The sequence below is a fragment of the Mesorhizobium australicum genome, assembly GCF_900177325.1.
GTDB lineage: Bacteria > Pseudomonadota > Alphaproteobacteria > Rhizobiales > Rhizobiaceae > Mesorhizobium_A > Mesorhizobium_A australicum_A.
Genome location: NZ_FXBL01000004.1, coordinates 3,823,085 through 3,835,068 on the forward strand (window position 1 = coordinate 3,823,085; position 11,984 = coordinate 3,835,068).

Genomic DNA, 11,984 nt, shown 5'->3' on the forward strand with positions numbered 1-11,984 from the left:
AACACCTGTCTGTCATTGTGCGGCGAACAACAGGCATTCCAGCCTTTCGTATGCGCCGGAGAGACAGGCATGTTCAAACGGTTCCTCAGGGCCCGGGGCGGTAACTTTGCGACCGTCACGGCGGTGGCCTCGCTGCCGCTGATCCTGGCGGCTGGCGTCGCGGTCGACTACACGCGCTACCTCTCGGCCGAGAAGCACCTGCAGGACGTCGCCGACGCCGCCGCGCTGGCGATCGCCGCCTCCGACGAGAAGGACGAGACCAAGCTGCGCGCGCTGGCCGACAGCTTCGTCAGCGGCAACTATTCCGACAGCCGGATCCACGAACTCTCTGTCGCCAGCCTCGACCTCGGCGAGGACCAGGTCGACCTTGCTCTCCAGGGCCGCCTGCCCACCACCTTCATGGGCATCGTCCACTACGATTGGCTCGACGTAAAAGCCTCCTCGCTCGCCGTCCGCGCCGTGACCGGCAGTGTCGAATTGGCGCTGGTGCTCGATAATACATGGTCGATGTCCGAGAAGGACAGTTCCGGTGCCACCAAGATTGCAACCCTGAAGAAGGCGGCGGGCTCGCTGGTCACCGAGCTGATGAGCAATGCCAAGGCCGATGTCAGCATCGGCCTGGTCCCCTATGCCGACTACGTCAATGTCGGGACGAAATACCGCAACGAAAGTTGGCTGAGCGTGCCTGACGATTACGATGTCGACCCGAAGCCGAAGGTCTGCGAAATCAAGGACGTCACCACCACGCCCTGTCTGGAATATGCGCCGAAATATTCCTGCACGACCTATGTCGACGGCGTCCCGCAGAACTCTACCTGTGGCGGACAATGCGTGAAGAACGGCACGCCCTATACCGAGAAAAAAGAAGTCTGCAGTGGTGGCGGCAGCGTCACGAAATACCGCTGGTACGGCTGTATCGGCTCGCGCATGTCCGGCACCACGCGCCTCAACGACGGGTCACCGGCCGTCACCTATCCCGGCTATGTCGAGACCAGCCAGAAGTGCCTCAACCCGATCGTGCCGCTGAGCAAGAACAAGGCGTCGCTCGCCTCGGCAATCGACGGGATGATCATCAACATATCGAGCTACAAGCCCTACACATACATCCCCGCAGGGATGATCTGGGGCGTGAACCTGCTGTCGCCGACCGCCCCCTTCAAGGAGGCGGGCGCCTATGACGCGAAGAACGTCGCGCCGCGCAAGGCGATCGTGCTGATGACGGACGGCGAGAACACGCTGCGCTTCAACTCCGGCAACGGTCGCCACGCCTCTTTGAGCAGCAATGCTTCCACCGCTGCGACACAGCTAGCACAAACCAATGCCGACACGAAGGCGATCTGCGACTATGCCAAGACGAACAAGATCGAGATCTTTTCCGTCGCCTTCATGGTCGACAATGCCGACGCCAAGAGCATCCTCGAATATTGCGCGACGGATACGGAGCACTACTTCGACGCGTCGGACCCCGACAAGCTGATGGCCGCCTTCTCCGGCATCGCCCGTTCGCTCAGTCAGGTGCGCCTGGCGCGGTAGCCCGCGCGAGCAGTTCGTCCCGCGTCAGGGCGAAGCCGGAGGCGGTCCAGTCCGCCTCGAGCCGGCGCAGCAGGTCGCCCATCGCCGGGCCGGGAGCGATGCCGAGCGCCTGGAGATCCTTTCCGGCGACCGGAAAGACCGGTCGCTTCCACGTCGAGGCGAATTTCAGCAGGCGGCCATAGCCTCCGGCCTCGATCATGTGCTTGTCGCTCGTGCCGGCATAGGAGCGGGCCGAGGCCAGTGCCAGCATCAGCCGGTCGCGATAGGCCTGGGGGTCGCCGCCATAGAGAAGCCTGGCGAAGACCGCCTCCGCCATGTCGTGCGCCGGCAGCGGCACCGAGGCCCAGGCCACCAGCCGGTCGCGCTCGCCGTTGGAGAGCTTGAGGCGCTCCGACAGTGCGACCGCCCGCGCCGGGTCGGGCGGGACGATCGCTTCGAGACGCAGCAGTGGATCGGCCGGCCAGCCGAGGTCGCGTTCGGCCGTAACGAGGCCATGGATCGAGTCGATGCCCCATTTCTCGGTTTCAGGAACGGCGAGAGTGAGAACGCCCGCCTGGCGCATCCACAGAAGGGCGCGCGACGGGTCGGCAGCGCCGAGCAGCTTCTTCAACTCCGCCCAGATGCGTTCGACCGAAAGCCGGGCAATCCCCTCCTTCAGCCGCGCGCAGGCTTTCAGGCCCGCGGCGTCCGGCCGGCCACCGCCATACTGGGCGAAGAAGCGGAAGAAGCGCAGGATGCGCAGATAGTCTTCACGAATGCGGGTCTCGGCGTCGCCGATGAAGCGGATGGTGCGCGTCTCGAGGTCCGCCAGCCCGCCGACGAGATCGATCACGGTGCCGTCGGCCTCCGCATAGAGCGCGTTGACGGTGAAGTCGCGCCGCTCGGCGTCGGCCTTCCAGTCACGGCCGTAGGAGACGGTCGCATGCCGCCCGTCGGTCGCGATGTCGGCGCGCAGCGTGGTGACCTCGTGCGGCCTGCCGTCGGCGAGCACCGTCACCGTGCCGTGTTCGATGCCCGTGGCAATGGTGCGAAAGCCGGCGGCCTGCGCCCGGCGCACCGTCTCGTCGGGCAGCGTCGTCGTCGCGATGTCGATGTCGGTGACAGCCTCGCCGAGAAGCGTGTTGCGCACCGCGCCGCCCACCACCCGCGCCTTCTCGCTGTCGGCGGACAGGACGGAGAGCAGTTTTTGCAGCGCCGGCTCGGCCAGCCAGGCAGCCGAGGCGATCGACGCGCCGCTCATGCGTAGAGCCTGTCGTGCACCGCGCGGATGATGCCCGCCGTGACGCCCCAGATGTGCCTGCCGTCATAGGGCATAGTGTAGAAATAGCGCTCGATATTGTTCCAGATCCGACTGTCGGTGTGGTGGTTGGCCGCGTCCATGAGGAAGCGCAGCGGCACCTCGAACGTGTCGTCCACCTCGTCGGGATTGATCGTCAGCGTGAAGCCTGGCCGCACCACCGACAGAACAGGCGTGATGCGGAAGCCGCTGCCGCTGTAGTAGTCGGACAGTTGGCCGACGATCTCGATGAACTCCCCCTTGAGGCCGATCTCCTCGTCGGCCTCGCGCATGGCGGCGGCCTCCACCGACACGTCGCCGGGGTCGACGCGGCCTCCGGGAAAGGCGATCTGGCCCGGATGGCTCTTCAGCTTCTCCGTGCGCTTGGTGAGCAGCATCGTCGCGCCCTCCGGCCGGTCGATGACCGGGACGAGCACGGCCGCCGGCCGCAGTCCCTCGCGGACGATGTCCTTGCGCGAGTTGGGGTTGAGCCTGTGGTCGCCATTGACGTCGTCGCTGGGGCCAGGCGCGGCGCGCTGCAAGGCGCGGGCGCGGAAATCCGCCGCCGAATAGGGTTCTAGCGCACGCTGGTCCATCATTCCCCGCTGAGCTGCTTCAGCTTCTCGACGGGCATGACCGGAAACACCGCGCCCTTCGAGCGCAGGGCGAACATTGCCCTGCCGTCGATCTCGATCTCCTCGCCGATCTCCGCCAGCTCGTACATCACCGGCCGTGCCACCAGCGCCTCCAGCCGCCCGCGCACGTGCAGATAGGGCTTGAGCCCGCCGGTGCCGTCCTCGTCGACGAAGCGCAGCGGATGGTCCGGACCGGCCTCGACCACGTCGCCGACATTGGTGCGGAAGGTGAGCACCTGGTCCTCGCCCTGCCCCGACGCATCGACCTCCACCGCCACGAAGGGCGCGTCGACCACCCGGATGCCGACCTTTTCGACCGGCGTGACGAGATAGGTCTTCCCGTCCTCGTCCTTGCGCAGGACCGTCGAGAACAGCTGGACCAGCGGCATGCGGCCGATCGGCGTGCCAAGGTAGAACCAGGTGCCGTCGGCGCGGATTTCCATGTCGAGGTCGCCGCAAAACGGTGGATTCCAGCGCTCGACCGGCGGCAGGCCCTTGCCCGCCCGCGTAGCGCGGGAGATGAGTGCGGTCAGGCCCGCGGTATCGCGCGCGCCGGCAAGCGTGTCCTGTGGGCTGGTCTGGCTGTCCTGCTGCATGGTCACGAAATAGTCACTGTTGTTCCGCTTGTCAGCCTAGGTCAGTGATTTAAGTTCATCTTGCAGCGCAGCGAAACATGCGAGTCGACCGACCGCCTCTTGCGACGAACGCTGGCAAGGACGAACGCCTGCCCGGGCCGCGTCTTGAATGCCGCGGCCGGGGCACTCTTCCAGAGGATCGAGACGCATGAGCGTGATGACAAGGGAAGCCGGGATCAGCGAGAAGGAGATGGTCGCCGCGGCCGAAAAGGCGCTCGACGACATCTCGAAGGTGCGCGCCGGCGTCGGCAAGGTCATCTTCGGCCAGGAAAGCGTGGTGGAGCGGACGATGGTGGCCCTCCTCGCCGGCGGCCATGCGCTGCTGGTCGGCGTGCCCGGCCTCGCCAAGACCAAGCTGGTGGAGACGCTGGGCGTCGTGCTCGGCCTCGATTCCCGCCGCATCCAGTTCACGCCCGACCTGATGCCGTCCGACATCCTCGGCTCCGAGGTGATGGAGCAGGACGACGCCGGCAAGCGCGGTTTCCGCTTCATCCCCGGCCCGATCTTCGCCCAGCTTTTGATGGCCGACGAAATCAATCGCGCCAGCCCGCGCACGCAGTCGGCTCTGCTGCAGTCGATGCAGGAATATCACGTCACCGTCGCCGGCCAGCGGCACGACCTGCCCGCACCGTTCCACGTGCTGGCGACCCAGAACCCGCTGGAGCAGGAAGGCACCTATCCGCTGCCGGAAGCCCAGCTTGACCGCTTCCTGATGCAGGTCGACATCCTCTATCCCGAGCTCGACGCCGAGCGCCGCATCCTTCTGGAGACAACCGGCGTCAGCGAGGCGAAGGCGGAGAACGTGCTTGACGCCGAGCGGCTCCGCGCCATCCAGATGCTGATCCGCCGCATGCCGGTGCCCGAGAGCGTCGTGGAGGCGATCCTCACCCTCGTGCGCTCGGCGCGTCCCGGCAGCGGCAACGAGGACACCGACAAGCACGTTGCCTGGGGTCCCGGCCCCCGCGCCAGCCAGGCGCTGACCCTGTGCGCCCGCGCCCGCGCGCTCTACGAAGGCCGCCTCGCCCCGTCGGTGGACGACGTGCATGCGCTCGCCGAACCGGTGCTGCAGCATCGCATGGCGCTAACTTTCTCGGCCCGCGCGGAAGGCATGCATGTGCGCGACGTCATCGCGCGGTTGGTGAAAGCGGCAGGCTGATGGCCGCATCGATCGGCGAAGCCGTCACACCGGTCGGGACCAGCGACGCGCTGGCGCGCGCCCGGCTGCGGGCCTCGCTCGTGCCCGACCTGCTGGTCGAGGCGCGCCGTGTCGTCAACACGGTCATCGCCGGCTGGCACGGCCGCCGCCGCCGCGGCATCGGCGAGAACTTCTGGCAGTTCCGGCCCTATGTCGAAGGCGATTCCTCGCGCATCGACTGGCGCCGCTCCGCCCGCGACGAGCACATCTATGTCCGCGACAAGGAGTGGGAGGCCGCGCATACGGTGTGGCTGTGGGCCGATCCGTCGTCGTCGATGCTCTACAAGTCGACCTATGCGACCGTGTCCAAGGAATCGCGTGCGCTGGTGCTGATCCTGGCGCTGGCCGAGCTTCTGTCGCGCAGCGGCGAGCGCATCGGCTGGCCGGGCCTCACCGACGCGTTTTCGGCCCGCAACGGCGCCGAGCGGCTGGCCTCGCACCTGGCGCATGCCTCGCGGCTTGAGGCGCGGCCGGACGTCTCCTCGATCCGCCGTTTCTCCGACATCGTCATCGCCAGCGACTTCCTCGACCCGGTCGAGGAGACGATGGAATGGCTGGACGTGCTCGCCCGCCACGGCGTGCGCGCGCATCTGATCGAGGTTTCGGACCCGGCCGAGGAGACCTTCCCCTATTCCGGCCGCACCGAGTTCCGCGATCCCGAGACCGGTCTGAAGCTCACCGCCGGCCGCGCCGAGACGCTGGCCGAGGACTACCGGCTGGTCTACCAGGCCCGCCGCGACCAGCTGTCCGCCTGGGCCAAGCGTCTGGGCTGGAGCTACACGGTCAATCACACCGACCGGCTCGCCTCCGAATCCCTCGTCAGGGTCCATGCAGCGATGACCGTCGACGGCGGCTATGCGTCGGGAGGCCGCGCATGAGCTGGCTGCCGCTCTCCTTCGGCTTCCCGGCGGTGCTGGCCGGGCTCGTCGCCCTGCCGGTGATCTGGTGGCTGCTGCGGCTGACCCCGCCCAAGCCGCGCAGCGAGCTGTTCCCGCCGCTGAAGATCCTGGCGCGCGTGATGCGCAAGGAGGAGACGCCACACCAGAGCCCATGGTGGCTGACGCTGCTCAGGCTGATCATGGCGGCGCTGGTGATCTTCGCGCTGGCCGAGCCGGTGTTCAACCCGCAGGAGCGCGCCGAGACGGGCTCCGGCCCGGTCGCCGTCGTGGTGGACAACGGCTGGGCGAGCGCTTCCGGCTGGGACCTGCGGGTGGCGACGGCGCAGCGCCTGATCGCCGACGCCAACGATGCCGGCCAGCCCGTGGTGCTCGCCTTCACCGCCGAGCCGGCGGCGACCGAGATCGGCCCCTTCGAGGCGCGCGCCGCGATGGAGCGGCTGGCCGTGGCCAAACCCCGTCCCGTACCGGTGGACCGGCCGGGAACCTATGCCCGCGTCGCGACCGCGCTCGACGGCGCGGAGAACGTCACCATCGCGATCCTCTCCGACGGGTTGCGCGCCGAGGGCGACGAGACCGCCTTCGAGGCGATCTTGTCGCGCGGCGCCTCGCGCCTCGTCTGGGCCGAGCCGTCCAACCTGCCGAAGGCCGCGCTGACCGCGGTCGACAACACCGCCACCGCCTTCACGCTCACCGCCGTGCGGCCATCGTCCGACGTCGCGCCGATGCAGCTCGCCGCCGGCGCCTATGACGACCGCGGCCGCCGCATCGCCGACACGGTGCTGAGCTTCGCGCCGGGCGAAAGCTCTACCACCGCCGACGTCGCCGTGCCGTTCGAACTGCGCAACGACTTTGCTTCGGTGTCGATCGACGGCGAGGCGCAGGCCGGCGCGATCCGCGTGCTGGACGAGAGTTCGAAACGCCGCCGGGTCGGGCTTTTGTCGCAGTCGGAGGCGGACCAGGCGCAGCCGCTGCTGTCGCCGCTTTATTACATCCGCCGGGCGCTCGAACCCTATGCGGACCTCGTCGAATCGCAGACGCCAGACCTTGCCGTCGCGGTGCCGGAACTTTTGGCGCAGAAGCCGGCGATGGTGGTGATGGCCGATGTCGGCACCCTGCCCGATGCCGCGCGCGAGGCACTGGTCGAATGGGTGCAGGGCGGCGGCACGCTGGTGCGCTTCGCCGGCTCGCGGCTGGCGGCGGCGGAGCCGGACGAGGAACTGCTGCCGGTCCGGCTGCGCGCCGGCGAGCGCGCGCTGGGCGGCGCACTGTCCTGGACCGAGCCGCAGCCGGTCAGCGATTTCCCCGCCACCGGCCCCTTCGCCGGCCTGACTCCGCCACAGGACGTGTCCGTCTCGCGGCAGGTGCTGGCCGAGCCGAGCCCCGACATCGTCGACCACACCTGGGCGAACCTCGCCGACGGCACGCCGCTGGTCACCGGCGCCACGCGCGGCCAGGGCACGGTCGTGCTCTTCCACGTCACGCCCGAGGCGACCTGGTCCAACCTGCCGATCTCCGGCTCCTTCGTCGAGATGCTGCGGCGGGTCGTGCAGCTGTCGCGCAACCAGGGCCAGGTCGAGACCGCCAACGGCGCGCCGGCGACCTCGCTGCCGCCCTACCGCGTCATCGGTGCCGACGGCGCGCTGACCACGCCCGATCCTGAAGCGCGCCCGCTCCAGCCGGGGGCGCTGCCGAAGATCACGGTCGAGAACCCGCCCGGCCTCTATGGCTCGGAGGAAGGCGTGGTAGCGCTGAACCTGTTGCCGGCGACGGCGACGCTCGACCCGATCGCGCGCCCGTCGACCACCCTCCCCGTCGGCACGGTGAGCTACGCGCTGGACGAATCCCGCGACCTCAAGGGACCGCTGATCGCGGCAGCCCTTGCGCTGATGGCGCTCGACACGCTGGCGGTGATGTGGATCGGCGGCGTATTCAGCCGCCGCCGCGCAGGATCGATGCGCGCCACGGCGGCGCTGCTGGCGCTCGCACTGGTGCTCGGCGGCACCTATGACGGCCGCGCGCAGGACGAGAAGCCCGGCGACGCCGAAGCCATCGCCTCGATCTCGCGCACGCGGCTTGCCTATGTGCTCACCGGCGATCCGGCGATCGACGCCGTGTCGCGCGCCGGCATGGAGGGGCTGCGGCGCTTCCTGACCGAGAAGACGGCGCTCGAGCCCGGCGAACCCGCCGGCGTCGACATCTCGGCGGACGAGCTCTCCTTCTACCCGCTGATCTACTGGCCGGTGGACCCTGCCACCACCATGCCGACGCAAGCCGCGATCGCCCGCGTCGACGCCTACATGCAGCAGGGCGGCACGGTGCTGTTCGACACCCGCGACCAGTTCGAGACGGGCCTCGATTTCGCGAACTCGACCAGCGCCGCCACCCAGCGCCTGCGCGACATCCTCGGCAATCTCAACGTGCCGGCGCTGGAGCCGGTGCCCGAGGATCACGTGCTCACCAAGTCGTTCTTCATCATGAAGGAGTTCCCCGGCCGCTACGCCGGCAGCCCGCTCTGGGTCGAGGTCAGCACGCCGGCGCAGCCGGGCGAGGACCGGCCGGTGCGCGTCGGCGACGGCGTGTCGCCGATCATGATCACCGCCAACGACTTCGCCGGCGCCTGGGCGGTGGACGAGTCCGGCCAGCCGCTGCTGCCCACCGTCCCCTCCGACCCGATGCAGCGGGTCTATGCGCTGCGCGGCGGCGTGAACATCATGATGTACATGCTGACCGGCAACTACAAATCCGACCAGGTGCACGTGCCCATCCTGCTCGAGAGGCTGGGGCAGTGAGATGAACTGGTCGATCGGCTTCGAACCCCTGCTCTCGTGGACCTGGCTGGCGGCGATCATCCTGCCGCTCGCACTCCTGGCGCTTGCCGGCGTCGCACTCGGCCAGCGCGGCAGCCTGGTGCGTGTTGGCGCGCTTGCCGCGCTCGGCCTCGCGCTGGCCAATCCGGTGTTGCTGGACGAGGAGCGCGAGCCGCTGAAGAGCGTGGTGGCAGTCGTCGTCGATCGCAGCCAGAGCCAGGATATCGGCAACCGCACGGCCGAGACCGACGCGGCTCTTGCCGCCATTCAGGAGCGGCTCGGCCGCTTCAACCAGTTCGAACTGCGCGTGGTCGAGACCGGCAAGGCGAGTGCCGCCGACGACCGCGCCGAAACGCGCCTGTTCGGCGCGCTGGACGGCGCCTTCCGCGACGTGCCGCCGTCGCGCATTGGCGGCGCGATCATGATCACCGACGGCCAGGTGCACGACGTTCCAGCCTCGATGCCGGGCTTCTCCGCCCCCCTGCACGCGCTGATCACCGGCGAGGAGGACGAGCGCGACCGGCGCATCCGCTTCGAGAATGCGCCGCGCTTCGGCCTCGTCGGCAAACCGCTGGCGATGACCTACCGCGTCACCGGCACGGCGGGCGAGACCGGCACCGTCGAGGTGAGCATCCGCGTCAACGGCGACCTCGTGGCCACCGACCAGGCGGCGATCGGCACCGAGATGCCGCTCGACGTCACCATCCCCAATGCCGGCCGCAACATCATCGAACTGTCGATCCCGCGGGCCGAGGGCGAGATCACCGACACCAACAACCGCGCCATCGCCATGGTCGACGGCATCCGCGAGAACCTGCGCGTGCTTCTGGTGTCGGGCGAGCCGCATGCCGGCGAGCGCACCTGGCGCAATCTGCTGAAGTCGGACGCATCTGTCGACCTCGTCCACTTCACCATCCTGCGTCCGCCGGAGAAGCAGGACGGCACGCCGATCAACGAGCTGTCTCTGATCGCCTTCCCGACGCGCGAGCTGTTCGTCGAGAAGATCAACGATTTCGACCTGATCATCTTCGACCGCTACCAGCACCGCGACGTGCTGCCGATCCTCTACTACGACTACATCGCCGAATATGTCGAACAGGGCGGTGCGCTTCTGATCGCCGCCGGTCCGGAATATGCCGGCGAGCAGTCGATCGCCCGCACGCCGCTGATGGCGGCGCTCCCCGCCCTGCCGACCGGCGACGTGCTGGAGAAGGCGTTCTATCCCCGCCTGACCGACACGGGCCGCAAGCATCCGGTGACGCGCGGGCTGGAAGGCTCGGCTCAGGAACCGCCGCGCTGGAGCCGCTGGTTCCGCCAGATCGGCATCGGCGAGGTCGAAGGCGAGACGGTGATGAAGGGCGCCGACGACATGCCGCTGCTCTTGCTCGACCGCAAGGGCGAGGGCCGCGTCGGCATGCTCCTGTCCGACCAGGGCTGGCTGTGGGCGCGCGGCTTCGAGGGCGGCGGGCCGCATGTCTCGCTCTATCGCCGGTTGGCCCACTGGCTGATGAAGGAGCCCGAGCTGGAGGAAGAGCGCCTGACCGCCGAGGGCCAGGGCATGACGCTCAACGTGCGCCGCCAGACCATGGCGGACGAGGCAGGCCAGGCGCAGATCATCACGCCCTCCGGCGCGACGCGCACCCTGCCGCTGACCCAGACCGAGCCCGGCATCTTCGCAGGCTCGATGGAGACCGACGAGATCGGCCTCTACCAGGTCGCGAACGGCGACCTGACCGCGCTCGCCCATGTCGGGCCGGTCAACGCGCCCGAATTCGCCGACACGGTCTCGACCGGCGAGATTCTCCGGCCGCTGGCGGAAGCCACCGGCGGCAGCGTGCGCCGCGTCGCCGCCGACGGCCGGATCGAACTGCCCGGCATCGTGCCGGTGCGCGGCACCGCCAACGCCTCCGGCCGCGACTGGTTGGGCCTCAAGACCACGAACGAGAGCGTGCTGAAATCGGTCAACCGCGTGCCCCTCTTCGCCGGTTTCTTCGGCCTCTGCCTGCTGCTCCTCGCGCTCGGCGGCATGTGGTGGCGGGAGGGGCGGTAGGCCGGTCCGCCTTGGGAACAATCGGATTGTCGAGCTTCAATCCCAGTTCGCATCCGTCCCCCCACTTTGTGTTGCGCCCCCTCCACCACTACGTGGTTCCCCTCCCCCGTAAACGGGGGAGGATGAGGGCGTGCAAGCGGCACCGCCGATCCTCCCCTGCGAAGCGGGGGAGGGGGACCACGCGAAGCGTGGTGGAGGGGGCCGCCCGGACCTAAGCCACCACCTTCGCCGCGCGATCCTCGTGCACCACGTCGCCCTTGAGCTTCGCGAGCGAACCCTCCACGAGTTCGCGCGCCAGCAACCGCTCCGGATCGACCGGGCGCGGCATCGAGATCTGGCCGTAGGGGATCTTCTTGAACCCGAGCGGGCCGTAATAGGGCTCGTCGCCGACCAGCACGACGACGCCCCAGCCTTGCTCCTTCGCCTTGGTCACGACGATGTCGAGCAGCTTGCGGCCGATGCCGAGGTTCTTCCAGTCTGGGATGACGGCCAGCGGCCCGAGGAGCAGCGCCCTGCCCTCGCCGGCCGCGATGCGGGTCATGCGCACCGAGCCGATGACCTTGCCCCAGTGCACGGCGACATAGGACAGGTCGCGCTCGTGCGGGCCGCCTTCGCGGATTTTGTAGGCAGCGCGGGTGAAGCGGCCCGGCCCGAAGGCCTCGGCGTTGATCTGTTCGATCGCGCGGTCATGGGCCGGGTTTTCCGGCAGGTAGGCGATGTCGTTGACGCTCATGGAGAGGGTTCCGTTTCGGCAGACGAGAGAGCCGCAGGGCGGCGTGCGCTATCCGCGCCCGGCAGGGCGCAGTTCAGCCAATTCGTCGTCGCGGAAAACGGATGCTGGTCACGATTGATCCTTTGGCCGCCCCGCTAGCACCCTTTTTCCGCGCCGTCCATGCCCCCGCCACAACAAGTTACGCTCCGTTCACCGCGAAGCCGGTGCGTTGCGGCGCCTCT

General features: G+C 68.6%; 9 protein-coding genes. 5 read left to right on the forward strand and 4 right to left on the reverse strand.

Features of this window, described 5'->3' with window-relative positions:
• The first annotated feature begins 69 nt into the window (after window positions 1-69).
• On the forward strand, window positions 70-1,533 hold the full coding sequence (locus tag B9Z03_RS21380) for a TadE/TadG family type IV pilus assembly protein (protein WP_085466062.1): 1,464 nt from the start codon (window positions 70-72) through the stop codon (window positions 1,531-1,533).
• On the opposite strand, the gene B9Z03_RS21385 is transcribed toward B9Z03_RS21380, so the two are convergent.
• From B9Z03_RS21385 to B9Z03_RS21395, 3 genes are read right to left on the reverse strand one after another with little or no spacing between them, the layout of a single operon-like run.
• Window positions 1,508-2,773 carry a CCA tRNA nucleotidyltransferase gene (locus tag B9Z03_RS21385; RefSeq protein WP_085466063.1) on the reverse strand — a complete coding sequence of 422 codons (1,266 nt, stop codon included), beginning with the start codon at window positions 2,771-2,773 and terminating at the stop codon, window positions 1,508-1,510. The two genes, B9Z03_RS21380 and B9Z03_RS21385, sit on opposite strands and share 26 nt — an antisense overlap.
• A complete protein-coding gene (locus B9Z03_RS21390) occupies window positions 2,770-3,405 on the reverse strand; it encodes a CoA pyrophosphatase (protein ID WP_085466064.1) in 636 nt (211 codons plus the stop codon). The genes B9Z03_RS21385 and B9Z03_RS21390 overlap by 4 nt, the downstream gene beginning before the upstream one ends.
• On the reverse strand, window positions 3,405-4,040 hold the full coding sequence (locus tag B9Z03_RS21395; RefSeq protein WP_085466065.1) for a DUF1285 domain-containing protein: 636 nt from the start codon (window positions 4,038-4,040) through the stop codon (window positions 3,405-3,407). The genes B9Z03_RS21390 and B9Z03_RS21395 overlap by 1 nt, the downstream gene beginning before the upstream one ends.
• A gap of 187 nt (window positions 4,041-4,227) precedes the next feature.
• Here B9Z03_RS21395 and B9Z03_RS21400 point away from each other — a divergent pair, with 187 nt between their 5' ends.
• The 4 genes from B9Z03_RS21400 to B9Z03_RS21415 are packed head-to-tail and all read left to right on the forward strand — an operon-like array spanning window position 4,228 to window position 11,030.
• Window positions 4,228-5,235 (forward strand): AAA family ATPase, encoded by a 1,008-nt coding sequence (locus tag B9Z03_RS21400; protein WP_085466066.1) that lies wholly within the window; start codon window positions 4,228-4,230, stop codon window positions 5,233-5,235.
• Complete coding sequence (locus B9Z03_RS21405) at window positions 5,235-6,152, forward strand: DUF58 domain-containing protein (RefSeq protein WP_085466067.1); 918 nt, start codon at window positions 5,235-5,237, stop codon at window positions 6,150-6,152. Before B9Z03_RS21400 ends, B9Z03_RS21405 begins: the two co-directional genes overlap by 1 nt.
• Window positions 6,149-8,962: a DUF4159 domain-containing protein gene (locus tag B9Z03_RS21410; RefSeq protein ID WP_085466068.1), complete on the forward strand. Its 2,814-nt coding sequence runs from the start codon at window positions 6,149-6,151 to the stop codon at window positions 8,960-8,962. The genes B9Z03_RS21405 and B9Z03_RS21410 overlap by 4 nt, the downstream gene beginning before the upstream one ends.
• Before the next feature lies 1 nt (window position 8,963).
• Complete coding sequence (locus B9Z03_RS21415) at window positions 8,964-11,030, forward strand: hypothetical protein (protein WP_085466069.1); 2,067 nt, start codon at window positions 8,964-8,966, stop codon at window positions 11,028-11,030.
• 211 nt (window positions 11,031-11,241) lie between these two features.
• Here B9Z03_RS21415 and B9Z03_RS21420 read toward each other — a convergent pair whose 3' ends face one another.
• Window positions 11,242-11,763 carry a GNAT family N-acetyltransferase gene (locus B9Z03_RS21420; RefSeq protein WP_085466070.1) on the reverse strand — a complete coding sequence of 174 codons (522 nt, stop codon included), beginning with the start codon at window positions 11,761-11,763 and terminating at the stop codon, window positions 11,242-11,244.
• Window positions 11,764-11,984 lie beyond the last annotated feature (221 nt).

Excerpts from the sequence above, each read along its gene's own strand:
- B9Z03_RS21380 (WP_085466062.1), top strand. The coding sequence starts at position 70 with ATGTTCAAACGGTTCCTCAGGGCCCGGGGCGGTAACTTTGCGACCGTC.
- B9Z03_RS21385 (WP_085466063.1), bottom strand. The coding sequence starts at position 2,773 with ATGAGCGGCGCGTCGATCGCCTCGGCTGCCTGGCTGGCCGAGCCGGCG.
- B9Z03_RS21390 (WP_085466064.1), bottom strand. The coding sequence starts at position 3,405 with ATGGACCAGCGTGCGCTAGAACCCTATTCGGCGGCGGATTTCCGCGCC.
- B9Z03_RS21395 (WP_085466065.1), bottom strand. The coding sequence starts at position 4,040 with ATGCAGCAGGACAGCCAGACCAGCCCACAGGACACGCTTGCCGGCGCG.
- B9Z03_RS21400 (WP_085466066.1), top strand. The coding sequence starts at position 4,228 with ATGAGCGTGATGACAAGGGAAGCCGGGATCAGCGAGAAGGAGATGGTC.
- B9Z03_RS21405 (WP_085466067.1), top strand. The coding sequence starts at position 5,235 with ATGGCCGCATCGATCGGCGAAGCCGTCACACCGGTCGGGACCAGCGAC.
- B9Z03_RS21410 (WP_085466068.1), top strand. The coding sequence starts at position 6,149 with ATGAGCTGGCTGCCGCTCTCCTTCGGCTTCCCGGCGGTGCTGGCCGGG.
- B9Z03_RS21415 (WP_085466069.1), top strand. The coding sequence starts at position 8,964 with ATGAACTGGTCGATCGGCTTCGAACCCCTGCTCTCGTGGACCTGGCTG.
- B9Z03_RS21420 (WP_085466070.1), bottom strand. The coding sequence starts at position 11,763 with ATGAGCGTCAACGACATCGCCTACCTGCCGGAAAACCCGGCCCATGAC.